The organism is Tepidiforma flava, assembly GCF_027594505.1.
Taxonomy (GTDB): Bacteria; Chloroflexota; Dehalococcoidia; order Tepidiformales; family Tepidiformaceae; genus Tepidiforma; species Tepidiforma flava.
This window is the reverse complement of the sequence record NZ_CP115149.1, coordinates 89,466-106,411: the sequence shown is the minus strand read 5'-3', so window position 1 is coordinate 106,411 and position 16,946 is coordinate 89,466. Positions and strand designations below refer to the sequence as shown.

The 16,946-nt window shown below is 71.4% G+C and carries 18 protein-coding genes and 5 pseudogenes; 12 read left to right on the top strand and 11 right to left on the bottom strand.

All coding sequences use genetic code 11. The features are described 5' to 3' along the window. Positions 1-4: 4 nt before the first annotated feature. The 9 genes and pseudogenes from O0235_RS00705 to tilS all read left to right on the top strand — a co-directional run. Positions 5-427: a VOC family protein gene (locus tag O0235_RS00705; protein WP_270056699.1), complete on the top strand. Its 423-nt coding sequence runs from the start codon at positions 5-7 to the stop codon at positions 425-427. After that, on the top strand, positions 424-819 hold the full coding sequence (locus tag O0235_RS00700) for a VOC family protein (protein WP_270056698.1): 396 nt from the start codon (positions 424-426) through the stop codon (positions 817-819). Before O0235_RS00705 ends, O0235_RS00700 begins: the two co-directional genes overlap by 4 nt. Positions 820-865: 46 nt before the next feature. Next, positions 866-1,274 (top strand): annotated as a pseudogene (locus O0235_RS15190) (cobalamin B12-binding domain-containing protein). A 1-nt stretch (position 1,275) separates the two neighbouring features. Then, positions 1,276-2,130, top strand: a pseudogene (meaB, locus tag O0235_RS15185) (methylmalonyl Co-A mutase-associated GTPase MeaB); the annotation flags it as partial. Positions 2,131-2,242: 112 nt separating this feature from the next. Further along, the gene (locus O0235_RS00685) at positions 2,243-2,935 is read left to right on the top strand and encodes a TIGR03936 family radical SAM-associated protein (protein WP_270056695.1); all 693 of its coding nucleotides are present in this window, start codon (positions 2,243-2,245) and stop codon (positions 2,933-2,935) included. After that, entirely contained in the window at positions 2,908-3,459 is a 552-nt protein-coding gene (locus tag O0235_RS00680; protein ID WP_270056694.1) for a GNAT family N-acetyltransferase, read from the top strand. The genes O0235_RS00685 and O0235_RS00680 overlap by 28 nt, the downstream gene beginning before the upstream one ends. Beyond that, on the top strand, positions 3,428-4,075 hold the full coding sequence (locus O0235_RS00675) for a histidine phosphatase family protein (RefSeq protein ID WP_270056693.1): 648 nt from the start codon (positions 3,428-3,430) through the stop codon (positions 4,073-4,075). The genes O0235_RS00680 and O0235_RS00675 overlap by 32 nt, the downstream gene beginning before the upstream one ends. Positions 4,076-4,078: 3 nt before the next feature. Further along, positions 4,079-4,417: an FtsB family cell division protein gene (locus O0235_RS00670; protein ID WP_270056692.1), complete on the top strand. Its 339-nt coding sequence runs from the start codon at positions 4,079-4,081 to the stop codon at positions 4,415-4,417. Between the two features lie 106 nt (positions 4,418-4,523). Further along, positions 4,524-5,792: pseudogene (tilS, locus tag O0235_RS15180) on the top strand (tRNA lysidine(34) synthetase TilS); the annotation flags it as partial. Positions 5,793-6,143: 351 nt separating this feature from the next. Here tilS and O0235_RS15175 read toward each other — a convergent pair. The 5 genes and pseudogenes from O0235_RS15175 to O0235_RS00640 all read right to left on the bottom strand — a co-directional run. Beyond that, positions 6,144-6,704: pseudogene (locus tag O0235_RS15175) on the bottom strand (LLM class flavin-dependent oxidoreductase); the annotation flags it as partial. Then, a complete protein-coding gene (locus O0235_RS00655) occupies positions 6,590-7,567 on the bottom strand; it encodes an inositol monophosphatase family protein (RefSeq protein ID WP_270056691.1) in 978 nt (325 codons plus the stop codon). The pseudogene O0235_RS15175 and the gene O0235_RS00655, both read right to left, overlap by 115 nt. A 33-nt stretch (positions 7,568-7,600) precedes the next feature. After that, entirely contained in the window at positions 7,601-8,506 is a 906-nt protein-coding gene (locus O0235_RS00650) for an LLM class flavin-dependent oxidoreductase (RefSeq protein WP_270056690.1), read from the bottom strand. A gap of 71 nt (positions 8,507-8,577) precedes the next feature. Further along, a complete protein-coding gene (locus tag O0235_RS00645) occupies positions 8,578-8,880 on the bottom strand; it encodes an amidohydrolase family protein (protein ID WP_270056689.1) in 303 nt (100 codons plus the stop codon). After that, positions 8,844-10,046: an N-acyl-D-amino-acid deacylase family protein gene (locus tag O0235_RS00640; protein ID WP_270056688.1), complete on the bottom strand. Its 1,203-nt coding sequence runs from the start codon at positions 10,044-10,046 to the stop codon at positions 8,844-8,846. The genes O0235_RS00645 and O0235_RS00640 overlap by 37 nt, the downstream gene beginning before the upstream one ends. A 72-nt stretch (positions 10,047-10,118) precedes the next feature. On the opposite strand from O0235_RS00640, the pseudogene O0235_RS15170 reads away from it, so the two are divergent. Together O0235_RS15170 and O0235_RS00635 are read left to right on the top strand one after the other, a co-directional pair. Further along, positions 10,119-10,462 (top strand): annotated as a pseudogene (locus O0235_RS15170) (DUF255 domain-containing protein); the annotation flags it as partial. Positions 10,463-10,719: 257 nt separating this feature from the next. Beyond that, positions 10,720-12,192 carry a thioredoxin domain-containing protein gene (locus tag O0235_RS00635; protein WP_270056687.1) on the top strand — a complete coding sequence of 491 codons (1,473 nt, stop codon included), beginning with the start codon at positions 10,720-10,722 and terminating at the stop codon, positions 12,190-12,192. Positions 12,193-12,205: 13 nt separating this feature from the next. Here the strand turns inward: O0235_RS00635 and O0235_RS00630 are convergent, their stop codons facing one another. The 6 genes from O0235_RS00630 to O0235_RS00605 are packed head-to-tail and all read right to left on the bottom strand — an operon-like array spanning position 12,206 to position 15,575. After that, positions 12,206-12,955, bottom strand: a complete 750-nt coding sequence (locus O0235_RS00630; RefSeq protein WP_270056686.1) for an acetoacetate decarboxylase family protein — start codon at positions 12,953-12,955, stop codon at positions 12,206-12,208. Next, positions 12,955-13,104 carry a hypothetical protein gene (locus O0235_RS15165; protein ID WP_373324339.1) on the bottom strand — a complete coding sequence of 50 codons (150 nt, stop codon included), beginning with the start codon at positions 13,102-13,104 and terminating at the stop codon, positions 12,955-12,957. Before O0235_RS15165 ends, O0235_RS00630 begins: the two co-directional genes overlap by 1 nt. Beyond that, positions 13,080-14,063, bottom strand: coding sequence for an LLM class flavin-dependent oxidoreductase (locus O0235_RS15160; RefSeq protein ID WP_373324338.1), 984 nt, complete (start codon positions 14,061-14,063; stop codon positions 13,080-13,082). Before O0235_RS15160 ends, O0235_RS15165 begins: the two co-directional genes overlap by 25 nt. A 48-nt stretch (positions 14,064-14,111) precedes the next feature. Beyond that, a complete protein-coding gene (locus O0235_RS00615) occupies positions 14,112-14,597 on the bottom strand; it encodes a hypothetical protein (protein ID WP_270056683.1) in 486 nt (161 codons plus the stop codon). Further along, positions 14,594-14,842, bottom strand: a complete 249-nt coding sequence (locus O0235_RS00610; RefSeq protein ID WP_270056682.1) for a hypothetical protein — start codon at positions 14,840-14,842, stop codon at positions 14,594-14,596. Before O0235_RS00610 ends, O0235_RS00615 begins: the two co-directional genes overlap by 4 nt. A gap of 1 nt (position 14,843) precedes the next feature. Then, positions 14,844-15,575, bottom strand: a complete 732-nt coding sequence (locus O0235_RS00605; protein ID WP_270056681.1) for a DegV family protein — start codon at positions 15,573-15,575, stop codon at positions 14,844-14,846. Positions 15,576-15,783: 208 nt separating this feature from the next. On the opposite strand from O0235_RS00605, the gene O0235_RS00600 reads away from it, so the two are divergent. After that, a complete protein-coding gene (locus O0235_RS00600; RefSeq protein WP_270056680.1) occupies positions 15,784-16,941 on the top strand; it encodes an LLM class flavin-dependent oxidoreductase in 1,158 nt (385 codons plus the stop codon). Positions 16,942-16,946: the final 5 nt, after the last annotated feature.

The following is a 16,946-nucleotide window of genomic DNA, read 5'->3' as shown; positions in this document are numbered from 1 at the left end:
CCCCATGGACGGCATCGGCGCCACCCACATCGACCACATCGTCATCGCCTCGAACGATTCCGGGGCGGTCGCCGAGACGTTCCGCCGCAACCTTGGCCTCGAAATCAAGCGCACCATGACCCGGCCGGGCACCGGCGCGCAGCTCGCCTTCGCAAAACTCCAGGAAGTCGTCCTCGAGTTCGCCGGCCCGCCCGAACCGAAGCCCGGCGAAGAAGTCAGAGCGCGCCTCTGGGGGCTCGTCCTCGCCGTCCGCGATATCCGCGCCGCCGTCGAGCGCCTCCGCGCCTTCGGCTGCGAGGTCGGCGAACCCAAACCCGCCGTCCAGCCCGGCGCCCTCATCGCCACCGTCAAAACCGGCACCCACGGCGTGCCATTCGCCCTCATCCAGTACGACGCCATCCCACCCGCAACCGGAGCATCCGCATGAAAGCCCTGCGCATCGACCACGTCGGCATCGTCGTCAAAGACCTCGACCAGGCCACCGCCACCTACGCCCGCCACTTCGACCTCCAGGTCGACCCCTCCCGCGGCGGCGAAATCCCCGCCCTCGGCATCAAGAACGCCTTCATGCCCATCGGCGACAGCGCCCTCGAATTTATCCAGCCCCTCACCGACCAGGGCCCCGTCGCCCAGTTCGCCAAAGAGCGCGGCGAAGGCCAGTACCTCCTCTCCATCGAAGTCGACGACGTCGCCGCGGCCGTCGAACACCTCCGCGGCCTCGGCTACCGCGTCGGCGACCCGAACAACGGCATCGCCTTCGTCTCGCCGAAGTCCTCCCACGGCGTCAACCTCCAGCTCATCCAGCGCACTGCGCGCTAGCTCGCTACCATAACGCTCACCTGCACCACCACCACCGAGGGGAGCCATGTCGACAGCAACCGCAACCGGCAAAATCAGGGTGCTCATCGCGAAACCCGGCCTCGATGGCCATGACCGCGGCGCGAAGGTCGTCGCCCGCGCCCTCCGCGACGGCGGCTGTGAGGTCATCTACACCGGCATCCGCCAGACCCCGAGATGATCGCCGAGGCGGCACTCCAGGAAGACGTCGACGTCGTCGGCCTCTCCATCCTCTCCGGCGCCCACCTCGAACTCTTCCCCGCGTCGTCGAAGAACTGAAAAAGCGCGGCCTCGACGACGTCCTCCTCTTCTGCGGCGGCATCATTCCCGAAGAAGACACGGAAGCCCTCCAGAAGCTCGGCTTCAAAGCCATCTTCCGCCCCGGGACGAACACCCAGGACATCGTCAAGTTCGTCTACGACAACGTGAAGAAGTAACGTGGACGAGCTCGTCCAGCGCTTCCTCGCGGGCGACCGCCGCGCGCTCGCCCGCGTCATCACCCGCGTCGAAAACGGCACCCTCGAAGGCCGCGATTACGTCCGCGCCCTCTTCCCGCACTCCGGCCGCGCCCACATCGTCGGCATCACCGGCGGCGCCGGCTCCGGAAAGAGCACTCTCACCGGCGCGCTCGCAGCCGAACTTCGCCGCCGCGGCAAGACCGTCGCCATCATCGCCGTCGATCCCTCCAGCCCCTTCACCCACGGCGCCCTCCTCGGCGACCGCATCCGCATGCAGGACGTCACCATGGATCCCGGCGTCTACATGCGCTCCATGGCCGGCCGCGGCGCGCTCGGCGGCCTCGCACCTGCCATCGCCGACGTCGTCGCCGTCGTCGACGCCTTCGGCTTCGACTACGTCATCATCGAGACCATCGGCGCCGGCCAGGACGAAGTCGAAATCGCCGGCACCGCCATGACCACCGTCCTCGTCAACAACCCCGGCACCGGCGATGACATCCAGGCGCTCAAGGCCGGCATCATCGAAATCGCCGATATCCTCGTCGTCAACAAAGCCGACCACCCCGGCGCCGACGTCCTCGTCAGCCAGCTGCAGGCCCTCCTCGCGCTCTCGCCGGCCGACCAGCGCCGCCCGCCGATTCTCAAGACCATCGCGACCCGGGGTGAAGGCCTCGGCCCGCTCGTCGATGCCATCGACGACCACCGCGCCTACCTCGAGTCCACCGGCCAGCTCGCCGCGCACCGCGCCGAGGATGCCCGCCACCAGCTCTTGGCCATCACCCAGCAGCTTATCCTCGAAGAAATTCGCAAGGCGGCGCCCTCGGCCGTCATCGAAACCCTGACCGAGCGCATCGCCAGCCGCGAACTCGACCCCCATACGGCCGCCGAAGAGCTCGCCGCCCGCGTCCTCCCCGGTCCTGACCCCGCGCCGTGCTACCATCGGCAGCGTGAGCAGCCAGCAGCGCATCCGCACCTGGTTCCGCAAAGGCGAGCGCGTCCGCTACATCTCCCACCTCGATGTGCTCCGTTTCTGGGAGCGCGCCATCCGCCGCGCCGGCCTGCCGCTCGCTTATTCGCAGGGCTTCACTCCCCACCCGAAGCTCTTCTTCGCCTCCCCGCTCCCCCTCGGCTTCACGGCGGAGCAGGAAGTGATGGACGTCATCCTCGAATCCCGCATCGACCCCGCCGAATTCCAGGCCCGGCTCGCCGCACAGGCCACCGGCGACCTCGCCCTCGTCGGCGCGCGCGAGGTCCCCCTCGGCGCGCCCCAGCCCCAGGCCGCCATGCTCTGGTCCGATTACCGCGCCGCCATTCCGGGGCTCGACCCCGCCGTCGCGCGCGCCCGGGTCGATGAGTTCCTCGCCCTCCCCGCGCTCGAATGGCGCGAAGAGCGCGGCGAACGCGAACGCACCTACGACCTCCGCGCTGCCACCGCCTGGCTGACCGCCCGCCCCATCGACGGCGGCACCGAACTCGCCATGCGCCTCCGCACCGACCAGCACATCACCGCCCGCCCGGAAGCTATACTGGCCGCGCTCGTTCCCGGCTTCGAGCCGCAGAGCTTCGTGCGAACCGGCATCGTCCTCGACGACCGCTCGCCAGCGAGGGAACTATGGCGACGCCACGGCCAGTACCTCTGACGGCATTCCAGGTCCGCCCTGCCGTCGCGGCCGATGCCGGCACGCTCTACCCGCTCTGGCTCCGCGCCCGCGAACACAACGCCCGCGTCGACCCGCGCATCGTCCTCGCCCCCGTTGCACCGGAGCAGTTCGAAGCGGCCCTGCGCAGCCAGGTCGAACGCGGCACCGCCAGCGTCTTCGTCGCGGAGTGCGGCGGCGACATCGCCGGCTTCATCTCTGGCGCCATCGAGTCGGCCGGCCCCGACCGGCTCCCCGAACGCCACGCCACCATCGGCTACCTCTGGGTCGAGCCCATGTACCGGCGCCGCGGCATCGCCCGCGCGCTCGTCGGCGCGATCGCCCGCTGGGCCGCCGCCATCGATGGCGTCCGCCACTTCGAAATGCCCGTCCTCGCCGCCGACGAAGAGGCCGCCCGCTTCTGGGCGGCGCTCGGCTTCCGCCCCTTCATCGCCCGCCTCTGGGCGCCCCTCGAGCCCGGGAGGAGGCCCTCCCGTGAGCCTGCTCTACCTCGTTCGCCACGGTGAAACTAACCATAACGCCGAAGAGCGCGGGCTCGGCCGCGCCGACGTGCCCCTCTCGCCCCGCGGCCGTCTCCAGGCCGAGCTCCTCGCTGCCCGCTTTGCCCGCGTGCCCATCGACGCCGTCCTCTCCTCCCCGCTGCAGCGCGCCCTCGCCATCGCCCGCGCCATCGCCGACCACCACGCCCTCGCGGTCGACGTCCGGCCCGAGCTGACCGAGCTCGATGTCGGAGAGACCGAAGGCCTCACCTACGCCGAGATTCGCGAACGCTTCCCCGACTTCTACCGGGCCTGGACCGGCGACGACCCCGCCGCCGTCCCGATGCCCGGCGGCGAATCTCTCGCCGACCTCGCGCGCCGCCTCGAACCGCTCGCCGCCGAACTGCTCGCCGGCCCCGACCGCGTCGCCGTCATCGCCTCCCACAACTTCACACTCCGGGTCCTGGTCTGCCAGCTCCTCGGCATCCCGGTCGCCAGCTTCCGCAACTTCCGGCTGGACCTCGCGTCCGTCACCACCATCTCCATCCAGCACGGCCGCGCCGCCATCCAGGCTCTCAACGACGTCTGCCATCTCGAAGAACCCTTGAACCTTGCCGCCCCCGCGCGTAGCGTCTCCACCTGAGTCATGGCGCCGCCGCTGCTGAGCCGTTCCCGCCTCGTCATCGTCGTCAGCCTCCTCATCGGCGGCTACTTCGTCTACACCGCCGTCCTCGGCATGTACCGCTCCAGCCAGCTGAGCGAATCCCGCGCCCGCGCCGAAGAGCAGCTCCGCGCCCTCGAAGAACAGAAGGCCTACCTCGAAGCCGTCCGCGCCTACGTCGCCTCCGATGCCTACGTCGAACAGGAGGCCCGCCGCCGCTACGGCTACATCCGCGAAGGGAAATCCCGTTTGTCGTCATCAGCCCCCGGCCGCCGAAGAAGCGCAGCCCTCAGGCACCTGGTGGCAGCGGCTCTTCCCCGCTGAACAGTCTCCCGGCCCTGGCTGGGCGCCCTTCCCCGGCGCTCCTGGGCCGTCCGAACCGCCCGCCCGCGCCTCTCGTGCCCTCAGGCAGGCCCTCCGGCGTGTCGAGCGCTTCGCCGCCGAGGAGCGTCTCTTCCGCGGCCGCACCCGCCTCCTCGTCGCCGTCTCCGGCGGCCCCGATTCCCTCGCCCTCCTCCACCTCCTGCTCCGCCTCCGCGAGCGGTTCGGCCTCGACCTGAAGGTCGCCCACTTCGACCACCAGCTCCGGCCAGGCTCCGCCGAGGACCTCCAGTTCGTCCGCGAACATGCCGCCGCCCTCGGCCTCGAAGCCGTCACGGGCGAAGGCCCGGTCCGCGAAGTCGCCGCCCGCCAGCGCCGCGGCATCGAGGAGACCGCCCGCCTCATGCGCTACCAGTTCCTCGCCTTCGCCGCCGAAAAGAGCAGTGCGACGCCGTCGTCACCGGCCACACGGGCGACGACCAGGCCGAAACCGTCCTGCTCCATCTCCTCCGCGGCACGGGCGTCCGCGGCCTCCGTGGCATGCTCCCGGCAGGACAGGTGCCCGGCGCGGCCGGGCGCCCTCCTCCGCCCGCTGCTCAGCCTCCGGCGCGCCGACACCCTCGCCGTCTGCCGCGACCTCGGCCTCCAGCCGCGCGCCGACGAATCCAACCGCGACCCGGTCCACACGCGCAACCGCATCCGGAGCGAACTGCTGCCGGCGCTCTCCGCCTTCAATCCCTCCATCGATGACGCGCTCCTCGGCCTCGCCGAGAGTGCGCGTGACGCCTTCGGTCTCCTCGAACGCCGCTCGTTCGAAGCCCGCGCGGTCGACCGCGGCCCCGTCGGCGCCGTCTACGAGGCCGCCGCGCTCGCCGGCCTCCCCGCCGAGTCGCTCTGGCTCGTCGTCGAGCGCGAGGCCGCGTTCTTCCACCTCGAACCGGCCGTCAACCGCACCCGGCTCGAGAACCTCCGGCAGGTGCTCCGCCGCGGTTCCGGCTCGGTCGCGTTCGGCGACACCGCCGTCGACGTCTCGGCGGGCCGCGTCCGCATCGGCCCGCGCCTCGAACCCGTCGAGCCCCTGCCGCCGGTGCTCCCGGACGTCCCCGGCAGCCGGCGCTTCGGGCCGTGGCGCGTCGACGTCCTCACCTCCCCCGCGGAACCGGCACCGCAGTCCCCTGTCGCGGGACTCGCCGCCGCGAGTCTCCGCGGCGCTCTCCGCGCCCGCCACCTCCAGCCCGGCGACCGCATCGCCTGGCGCGGCGTCACGCGGAAGGTCTCGGACCTGCTCATCGACCAGAAGGTGCCGGCCTGGGAGCGCCCCGGCGCGGTCGCCATCACCGATGCCGGCGGCCCGGCGGCCATTTTCACCGCCTCCGGGGTCTTCGTCCGCGATGCCGGCGAGCCGCCCGACCTCTGGGTCAGGCTCGCGCCGCTCCCCGCTGACCTTCGGCGGCGCGAACAGCGGCACCACCTCATCGAGCAGCCGCGCGGTCTGCGCCGCCAGGTCGTCGTCGTTCTCAGCGATGGGCCGCACCACGAACTTCGACACCCCGGCTGCGATGAACTCGCGGAAGCGCTGCGCGATCTCCTCCGCGCCGCCCACCGCGACGAGCGCGGCGGGGTCGCCGACGCCCGGCAGGCGCGCCAGGCCGGCCAGCTGCCGCTGCACCGCCGGCTCATCGATGCTCCCGAACCGGTAAGAGAAGCCGGCCCCGTAGTGGTCTTCATCGATCGTTCGCCCCGCCTCTGCCGCGGCCCGTTTGACCGCCGCCACGACGGGCGCCACCTGCGCCGGCGTCTGCAGGCCCGCCAGCCAGCCCGTCCCCAGCCGCGCCGTCCGCCGGATGGCGGCCTCTGAACTCCCGCCAATCCAGAGTGGCAGCGGCTGCTGCACCGGCAGCGGCGAGATGACCGCCTCCCGGTAACGGAAGTGCCGGCCTTCGAACGTGAGCCGCTCGCCCGTCCACAACCGCGCCATGATCTCCAGCGCCTCGTCCGCTGCTGCTCCGCGGCCCCGCGGGTCGCGGCCGGTCGCCCGCCATTCCGGTGCTCGCTCGTCGCCGACCCCGAACACCGGCAGCAGCCGCCCGCCGCTCAGGTAATCGAGCGTGGCGCACTCCTTCGCCAGCACCAGCGGGTCGCGGAACGGAACCACCACGGCATTCATCCCCGCCTTCAGCCGCCGCGTCCTTCCCAGCGCCATCCCGATGGCCGCCATTGGCTCCAGCGTCGGCGTGCTCGAAACCAGCCGCTCGCTGAACCAGACGGAATCCGCGCCGCGCTCCTCCAGCAGGTCGATCCACCGCCCGAACGCGTCCGCCGACGAAAACGGGAACCCCGCGACGCCGAACCCGATGCCGATGCCCATGGCCTGCCTCCCTGCGGGCTACCCCGCGCGAACTGCATGAAGAAGCGTGTCAGCCGTTCGTGCAGCCCCGGTTCCGCCGCCAGCAGCCCGCGCACCACCGGCCGCGGCTGGTTGAACCGGAGCGGGTCGCCCAGCACCCCGGTCACCCGGAGCCCGGCCGCCCGGCAGAGCGCCACGCCCGCCGCGACGTCCCACTCCGCCCGGCCGAAGCCCGTCAGTGTTGCGTTGCCGTCGCCCTGCGCCAGCCGCGCCAGCCGGTACGCGACGCTCCCCATCGGCCGCACCAGCGTGCCTTCCGGCAGCGGCGGCAGGTCGTCCCACGCATGCTCGCCGCGCCCGACCAGCGCCTCGAACGGCTGGCCCGTCGGCTCGGTCGCCGGGCGCTCCTCCGCCCCGCAGCAGGCCGCCGCGAACAGCTCGCCCGTCGCCGGGTTGTGCACCACCCCGAGCACCGGCTCGCCGTCCGCCACCAGCGCGATGGAGACCGCAAACTCCGGCACGCCTTCGAGGTACTCCCGCGTCCCGTCGATCGGGTCGACGACCCACGTCCGCGCCGCCCGGAGCCGCGCGGGCGAGTCGCGGTGCTCTTCGCTCAGCCAGCCGTCATCGGGGAACGCCCCCAGCAGCCGCCGTTCGAGCAGCGCCGCCGCCGCGAGGTCCGCCTCCGAGACGAGCTCCCGGCCGGCCTTCCGGCCGTACCGGACGCCTTCCCGCCGAAAGCGCTCGATGACCCCTCCCGCCGCCAGCGCTGCCTCCTTCGCCGCCTCCAGTTCGCGCTCGAACACGCCACCCATTGTAGGGAGGCGCGCCCGCCGGCGTCACGCGAAGGCAGCGAACAGCTCCTCGAACGCCTTCACCTGCCCGCCCTTCGTCGAAGACGGCACCACGATCGGCGTCTTCACCCCGGCCGCGAACCACTGCTCCAGCCCCTCCAGCACCTGCTTCCGGGTGCCGTACAGGGTGCAATCCGAAAGCCAGCGCTCCGACATGAGCCCCGGCAGCGCCTCCCGGTCGCCAGCGCGCAGCGCCGCTTCGATCGCCTTCATCTCCTCGACGTATCCGGCTTCCTTCCAGTAGTTCCGGTAGTTCGGCAGCATCACGTACCCGGTCAGCACGCGCTTCATCACGTTCGCCGCCGCCGCCGGGTCCTCGTCGTCGATGCACATCGGGATCATGTCGCCGATGAAGAAGTCGCCTTCCCGCTTCTCCGCGGGAATGTGCGAGAGCGACTCCGGCATGTGGCTGCGCGCTGCGTTCGCCCAGACTGCGCCCTCGGCAATCTCCACGGCCAGCTCCACCATCTTCTTCCGCAGCGTCGCGAGCACGATCGGCGGCAGCGGGCCGACCTGCTGCGAAGCCGCCCGCATCGCCTCCACGTACTGCCGCATGTCGCTCAGCGGCTTGCCGGGCTTCGCCCCGATGCGCGCGTTCGCCGGCGCGTGGCTTACCCCGATGCCGAGGTAGAACCGCCCATCGCTGATTTCGTGGATGTACGCCGCCGACTGTGCGAGGTCGAACGGAACCCGGTAATAAATCGGGATGATCGACGTCCCGAACTTGATCGTCGATGTCGCGTGCGCAATCGAGAGGCAGAGCCCCATCCCGTCCCCGAAGCTCGCGCAGTAAATCCCCGCGAACCCCGCCGCCTCGAGCTGCTTCGCCGTCTCTGCGGTCCATTTCCTGCGGCCGACCGCCGCCGCGAGCGCCACTGCCGGCTTCTGCATGCGAATCCCCTCCTGGGCTGAACGTCGTGCCCGCGACTATACGGCTCCCGGCCCTTACCGGCCCGGCGGCCTCACGCCTCCTGCCGATACCGCAGCATCCGCCCGCTCCCGGCGCCGGTGTGCCGGCCGTCGTCGTATGCCACCTGCCCGTTCACCACCACCATCCGGATGCCGCGCGGCTCCTGCTTCGGCTGCTCGTAGGTCGCGAGGTCCTCGACGGTCGCCGGGTCGAACAGGACCAGGTCAGCGAACCACCCCTCCCGCACCTGCCCCCGCTTTGCCAGCCCGAACCGTTCGCACGGCGCCGAGGTCATCTTCCTGATGGCCTCTTCGAGCGTCAGCACGCCCCGCTCCCGCACGTACCGCGCCAGCACCCGCGGCATCGTCCCGAACAGCCGCGGGTGCGGGTTCCCTTCAGCACCGGGATGCCGTCCGAGCCGATGAACATCCGCGGGTGGCGCAGGTTCGTCTCGATATCCGCTTCATCGATGATGAACTGGATGCAGATGACCTCCTTGCCACGCGGCGCCGTGAGGATCTGCCGCACCGCCTCCTCGACCGACCACCCCTCGCTCGCCGCGATGTCGGGGACCATCCGCCCCTCGAACTCCCGCCGGTCCGGGCAGCTCGCGATCATCACGTTCTCCGCCCACTCCCGGTCGATCGCTTCGAGGTTCACGTACTGCCACATCGGCCCGCTGCCCGCCGTGTACGGGTAGACGTCGAGCGTCACGCTCGTCCCCGCGGCATGGGCCGCGTCGGCCTTCGCCAGCGATTCGCCCACCCGGCCCCAGTTCCGCCGCCCCGCCGCCTTGTGGTGCGAAATGTGGAGCCCCGTGCCCGCCTCCCGCGCGACGGTGATCGCCTCGTCCACCGCCTCCAGCAGCCGGTCCGCCTCGTTCCGCATGTGCGTCGCGTACAGTCCGCCGTACGGCGCGGCCTCCCGGGCCAGCGCGATGACCTCCTCGGTCCGCGCGTACCGCCCCGGCTCGTAGATCAGCCCCGTCGAGAGCCCTGCGGCGCCCTGCTCCATCGCCCGCGCGACGTGCCCCCGCATCGCCGCCAGCTCGTCCGGCGTCGGCGCCCGCCGCTCCAACCCCATCACGTGCGCCCGGACCCGGTTGTGCCCGACCAGCATCAGGTTGTTGATCGCCGGCCGCTTTGCCATGCACGCCGCGAAGTAGCTCGCGAGGTCCGTCCACCCCGCGCCCGGCCCCGAGATGTCCCCCGGCATGTACTCGCGCCCGGGCTCGTTCGGCACCGTGCTGAAGCCGCAGTTCCCGCTCACGTCCGTCGTCACGCCCTGCGCCAGCTTGAACGCCATATCCGGGTGCCGCAGGAACGCGCCGTCGTCGTGCGAATGCGTGTCCACGAAACCGGGGCAGAGCACCAGCCCCCGCGCGTCCACCTCCCGCCGCCCGGCGGGCGCCTCGCCCACTGCGGCGATGCGGTCCCCCTCGACCGCCACGTCCGCCAGGAAGCCCGGCGCCCCCGTCCCATCGATGACCAGCGCGTTCCGAAAGACCAGGTCAGCTGCCATGCGCGGCATTCTGCGCCTGCCTGCCCCGGCTGTCGACAGCAGCGCACACGCGAATCCTGTACCGTGGAACCCATGCCGAACCGCCTTGCGAACGAAACCAGCCCCTACCTCCGTCAGCACGCCGACAACCCCGTCGATTGGTACCCGTGGGGCAGCGAGGCGTTCGAACGGGCCCGCGCCGAGCAAAGCCGATCCTCCTCTCCGTCGGCTACAGCTCCTGCCACTGGTGCCACGTGATGGCCCACGAATCCTTCGAAAACCCGGCCATCGCCGACCTCATGAACCGCTACTTCGTCAACGTCAAAGTCGACCGCGAAGAGCGCCCCGATGTCGACGCTGTCTACATGGCCGCCGTGCAGGCGATCTCCGGCCAGGGCGGCTGGCCGATGACCGTCTTCCTCACCCCGGAGGGCGAGCCGTTCTATGCCGGCACCTACTTCCCGCCCGAAGACGCCCACGGCCGCCCCGGGTTCCCCGCGTCCTCCAGTTCCTCGCCGAGAAATGGCAGACCGACCGCGAGCGCATCCTCGACTCCGCCCGCGGGCTCACCGAGCACCTCCGCGCCGCTGCCGCCCGCGCAGCCGGCCCCGGCGACGGCATCGCGCCCGCGACGCTCGCCCGCGCAGTCGAGCAATTCGCCGAGGTCTTCGATACCGCCTGGGGCGGCTTCGGCATGGCGCCGAAGTTCCCCTCGCCCGCGAACCTCGAATTCCTCCTCGCGCACTTCGCCGCCAACCCCGGCACCGAAACCGGCCAGGCGGCCGCCGCCATGGCGCTCCACACCCTCCGCGGCATGGCCACCGGCGGCATGTACGACCAGGTCGGCGGCGGCTTCGCCCGCTACAGCGTCGATGAAGCGTGGGTCGTCCCCCACTTCGAAAAGATGCTCTACGACAACGCTCAGCTCGCCCGCGTCTACCTCCACGGCTACCAGCTCACGGGCGACGGCGGCTTCGCCCGCGTCGTCCACGAAACCCTCGAATTCCTCCTCCGCGAGATGCAGGACCCGGCCGGCGGCTTCTACGCCGCTCTCGACGCCGACAGCGAAGGCATCGAAGGCAAGTACTACCTCTGGACCGTCCCCGAACTCGAACAGGTGCTCGGACCCGACGCGCCCCTCGCCATGGCCTGGTACGGCGTGACGCCGGAAGGCAACTTCCGCGACCCGCACCACCCTGAACTCACCGGCCGCAGCGTCCTCACCGCCCGCCCCGATATCGAAGACCTCGAGCGCCGCTTTGGGCTCTCCCAGGACGAGATCCTCGACCGCATCGAGGAGATCCGGGAGCGGCTCTTCTACGCCCGCCAGGAGCGCGTCCCGCCCGGTCTCGACGACAAGGTGCTCACGGACTGGAACGGGCTCGCCCTCGCTGCCTTCGCCGAAGCTGCCCGCGTGCTCGAAGAGCCGGCCTACGCCATGGCCGCGACCCGCCTGGCGGAATTCCTCCGCGCCAACCTCTGGCGCGACGGTGTCCTTTACCACACCTGGAAGGCCGGCGAAGCCCGCGTCCCGGGCATGCTCGAGGACTACACGTATCTCGGCCTCGGCCTTGTCGAACTCTACAAGACGACCGGTGACCTCGCGTGGCTCGATTGGGCCCGCGACCTCTGGGAGGCCGCCCTCGCACGCTTCCGCGACCCCCAAACCGGCACCTTCTTCGATACCGCCAGCGACGCCGAGCAGCTCATCGTCCGCCAGCGCAGCTTTTCCGATGCCGCCACCCCGTCCGGCAACGGCGCCGCCGCCCTCCTCGGCCTCTGGCTCGGCCGCTACTACGGCCCCGCCGAGTGGGAGCGCGTCGTGGAGGACGTCGTGGCCGCCGTCGCCGACCACCTGCTCCGCGCGGTGACCGGCTTCGGCACCATCCTCCACGCGATGGAGTTCGCGCTCGCGCCGCACCGCGAAATCGTCATCGTCGGCGATCCCTCCGCCCGCGCGCCGTTCGAAGGCGTCCTCGCCGCGCGCTACCTCCCCTTCACCGTCGTCGCGCCGACGGCCGACGCCGAGGGCCTGCCCCTGTTCGAAGGCCGCGAGCCGGCGGGCCGCGCTCTCGCCTACGTTTGCGAGAACATGGCTTGCATGGCGCCCACCGAATCCCCGGCCGACCTCGAACGCCAGCTCGGCCCGGCCCCCGCCTTCGCCTGAGCGCTGCCGCCCGTCAGGCGTGGAGCCGTTCGACCGCCGCCAGCGGCGGTTTCGCCGGGTCGACGAGGTACCGCAGCTCCGGCATCGCCACGTCCGCCACGGCGTACGAAGCGCTCACCGGCCAGTACGGGTCGGCCCCCGGCAGGCCCCACGCCTCGCCGTCGAACGCGAGCAGCTCCGGCATCCCGCGGTCCGCGCTGTGGAACTGGTACTCCGGGTCGACCTGGATGAGCCGCGCCGCCGCCGTGCCCTCCCGCTCCACCCGCGCCGTGTTCAGCGTCGCGAGGTACTGGATGTCGGCCCCGCTGATCGCTTCCGGGTCGACGAGATGCGCATCGAGGACTGTGCGGCCGCCGGCCCGGACCGTCACCCAGCACCGGTCGTACCGCCGCGCGAAGTCGATGTCCGCCTCGCTCGCCGGGTAGCCCCAGCGCGCCGCCAGCGCCTCCCGCGCGGCCGCCGAATCGCAGTACGCCCGCACCGAGAGCGCCCGCGGCCGCGCGCCGGAGCGGCAGCCGACCTTCGCCTCCGCCAGCGTGAACGGGCCCGCCGGGCTCTCCGGCACCCGCCACGCCGTCACGACGAGCGTCGGCGGGATGGTCGGGTGGAGCGCGGGCGGCAGGAGGCTCGTCATCGCTCCCTGCTCCAGCTCGTACATCACCTGCAGGATCTGCACGCGCGGCAGCACCCACGGCTCGCCGCCCGGGCGCAGCAGCGGCCCATGCTCGAAATCCGTCGTCGGCCGGGTTCCCACGAGCGGCATCAGTTCCCTCCCACCGCCGCCGGGGCCTTCGCCCCCGGCTTCTCCGCGAACTTCGGCATCACTTCCTTCGCGAACAGCCGCAGGCTCGCCAGCACCTCCTCCTGCGGCACCGTTTCGATCGCATTCAGCAGGAAGTTGATCCGGTCCACACCGACCGACTCCCACTTCTTGATGACCTCGATGATCCGGTCCGGGTTGCCGATGCACAGTCCTTCCGGGATCTGCCCCTCCGGCGCGCTCGTCGCCTCCCGCCGCAGCGCCGGCAGCAGCCCGAGGTTCGGATACGACCGCGTCGGGTAGGCCTGCCGCGCCGCCAGCAGCTGCTCCGCGAGGTAGTTGAACGTCCCCGCCAGCCGCTGGCCCGTCTTCGCCCCGTACTCGTTGTCCTCGTGGCAAAGAGGAAGTTCACCGTGTTCACTTGCTCGTTCACGAACGAGCCCACCGGGTTGCAGTACTTGATGCGCCGCCGGTACTCCGCAATCTTCTGCTCCTGCTCCGCGAAACCCCCGAACGTCAACCCCGGGCTTCCCATCCCCCGGTCCGCGGCGTCCAGCTCCGTCCCCGGGCTCGTCACCGCCACCCACATCGGCGGGTGCGGCTTCTGCAGCGGCTTCGGCAGCACCGCCCGCTGCGGCATGCTGAAGCGCGCCCTGGTAGCCGAACCGCTCCTCCGTCCACATCTTCGGGATGATCCGCACCCATTCGTCCCACGTCTTCTTCGTCTCATCCGGGTCGGCCGACATCCCCCCAGCTCGGTCCACGTCGCCGACCGCCCGGTCCCGAACTCCAGCCGCCCGCCGGAGACGATGTCCATCGTCGCCGCGACCTCGGCCGCCTTGATCGGGTTGTTGAACTCCGGGACGCAGACGACGATGCCGCGCCCGATGCGGATGTTCTTCGTCACCATCGCGCACGCGGTGAGGAACACCTCCGGCGCCGAGCAGTGGGAGTACTCCTCGAGGAAGTGGTGCTCCACCGCCCACACCTGGTCGAAGCCGAGCTCATCGGCCAGCTTCACCTGTTCGAGGCAGTTCTGGTACACCTCGTATTCGGTCGTCGGCCCCCACGGCCGCGGCACCGAAATTTCGTAGAAGATGCCGAATTTCATCGTGCAGGCTCCCTTCTCCTTGCTGTCTGCCCGCCCGGTTGGCGGAATCTAGCACAGCGGCGGCTGCCCTGCCCGCCGCGGTTGCGCACGCTCAGCCGAGCAGCATCGGCGCCGGGACCGCTGCCGGCCCCACCCGCAGCGTTCCCTCGACGATGCACGCCGAGATTGGCAGCAGCGTCCGCAGCTGCCGCCACGGGCTCCCCGGTCGACCCCGGCCGACGGCGTCATCGCCGCGCCCTTCGAAAGCCGCGCCGAGGCCGCCTCGACGCTCACCGGCGCTTCTGCCAGCACCGTCCTGCCGCCCTCCGGCGCGTACACCACCCAGCCGTCCCACCGCAGCATCGCCGGGTCGATGGCGTACGGCGCCGGCAGCCGCGCCTCGGCCAGCGGCCCCGCCGGCCCGGCGATGCGCACGGTCACGTCGTCGCCCTCCCGCTCGATGCGAATGTCGCCCGGCTCGGCCGGGCCTGCCAGCGCCGGGAGCCGCCCCGCGCCTTCGGCGACCGCCGCGACGAGCACGTTCCGCGGCATCATCCGGAACCGCCCGCCGACGCCCAGCGCCGCAAACCGCAGCGGGCCGGCCGCCGTCTCCCCTCGGCGACCAGCAGCCGCGCGTAGCACGGGATGGGGCGGGTCACGTCGGCCGGCATCCACCGCAGCGCGGCATCCCGGTCGACCTCGAAGGTCAGCTGCAGCCAGCGGCCCCGCAGCTCCAGCGGCCCGGCGTCGAACTCCGCCGGCGCCAGCCCGTCGATCGCCAGTGTCCCCCGGTCTGGCATCTCAGTTCCCTCCTGCGCCCGCGGGCGCCGCGCCGATGGCGACCGCGCCCGGCCCGACGACCGCGCCAATCGCCATCGAGAGTTCTGTCACGATGAGCCGCTCCACGTCGTACTGCCGCCGCACCCGGTCGGCCGCCTCTTCCGCCAGCCCCGGCGCCGCTGCGTGCGCCACCACGACGTTCAGCGGCGCGCCGCCGGCCCGCTGGCCCACCCGCCGCACCGCGTCCTCCAGCGCCGCTTCGTGCGTCGCCGCCCGCGCGACGCCGGTCACCCGCGTCCCGATGCGCAGCACCGGCAGGTCCTCCTCCAGCTCCCCGAGCTTCTCCTCGACCAGCGCCAGCCGCCCGCACTCCTCCAGCCACCGCGTCGCTGCCGGCACGACCAGCGCGTCCGCCCGGGGCTCGAGTTCTTCCAGCGCCGCCAGCAGGTCGTCCAGCCCGGCGCCGCCCTGTGCCAGCCCGGCCACCGTCGTCAGCAGCGCCCCGAGCCCTGCGTGGCCCACGCCCGGGTTCGAAATCTTGATCCGCGCGCCCGGCAGGTCGTCCTGCACCGTCAGCATCGCCGCCGAGGCCGTCGTGAAGCTCGGGCTCACGTCGAACGGCGTCACGAGGCAGAGCACCTCCCGCCCGGCCTCCGCCGCCGGCCGGAAGTGGGCGAGGTACGCCGACTCCGGCGGTGCGAACGTCCGCGGCAGCCGCTCCCCGCGCGGATGCGTTCGTAGGCTGCCCGCCACGCCCGCTCATCATCCGCCATCCGCTCGTCCTCGAAGGCAAAGCTCCCTGCCGCCGCGAGTACGCCGAGCTCCGCCGCCGCTTCGGCCCCGAGGCAGGTCGTCGAATCTGTCACCAGCTGAACCTTCGTCACAGGCACCCCCAACGCGGGCTGGCAGGATGCTAGCATAATCGTTAGCCTTCGGCTTACGACCTCCGGGTGGTGCACCAGTGAAATTCGGCATCTTCTACGAACACTCCGTCCTCAAGCCCTGGGACGACCGCTCCGAGCACCGCGTCCTTCACCAGGCCGTCGAACAGGTCGTCCTTGCCGATGAGCTGGGCTTCGACCAGGTCTGGGAGGTCGAACACCACTTCCTCGAGGAGTACTCCCACTCCTCCGCGCCGGAGGTCTTCCTCTCGTACTGCGCCGCGAAGACGAAGCGCATCCGCTTCGGCCACGGCATCGCCCTCATGCTCCCGCCCATCAACCACCCCGCGCGCGTGGCCGAGCGCGCCGCCACCCTCGATATCCTCAGCGACGGCCGCCTCGAATTCGGCACCGGCCGCTCCGCCACCTGGACCGAACTCGCCGCCTTCGGCTGCGAACCTGACCTCACCAAGGAGATGTGGGACGAGTGCACCCGCGCCGTCGTCAAGATGTGGACGACGGACAACTTCTCCTGGAACGGCCGGCATTTCAAAATGCCCCAGCGGAACGTCATCCCCAAACCCCTCCAGAAGCCCCACCCGCCGCTCTGGGTCGCGGTCCAGTCGCCTGAAACCGCCGTCCAGGCGGGCGAGCGCGGCATGGGGATGCTCGGGGTCACGCTCGGCGCTCCGCTCGATTACCAGCAGATGGTGAAGGACTACCGCCGCGCCATCCGCACCTGCGAACCCGTCGGCGAAACCGTCAACGAACAGGTCAACGGCGTCGCCTTCATGTACTGCGACGAAGACGACGCCCGCGCGAAAGCCGTCGGCGGCATGGCCGCCCTGCAGTTCGGCCTCCGCGCGGCTCACCTCGTCGGCGTCGGCGGCATCTACCCGTCGCCGGCCTACCACGCCCACGCCAGCGCCGCCCCGCTCCGCAACCGCCCCGGCGATGTCGTCGGCCCCGTCCGCGAAGGCACCCCTATCGGCGACCCGAAGGCCTGCATCGAAGCCCTCAAGTGGTGGGAAGAGGTCGGCGTCGACCGGATGGTCTTCCTCATCAACACCGGCGAGACCATCCCGCAGGAGCAGGTGCTCAACAGCCTCCGCCTCTTCGCGCGCGAAGTCATGCCGGAGTTCACCCGGAAAGAACGCGCCGAGGCCAAGAAGGCCGCCGAGGCCGCCGCCCGCGAAGCTGCCCAGCGCGCCGCCGCCGGTACGCCGATGCCCGCCTGAGGCTC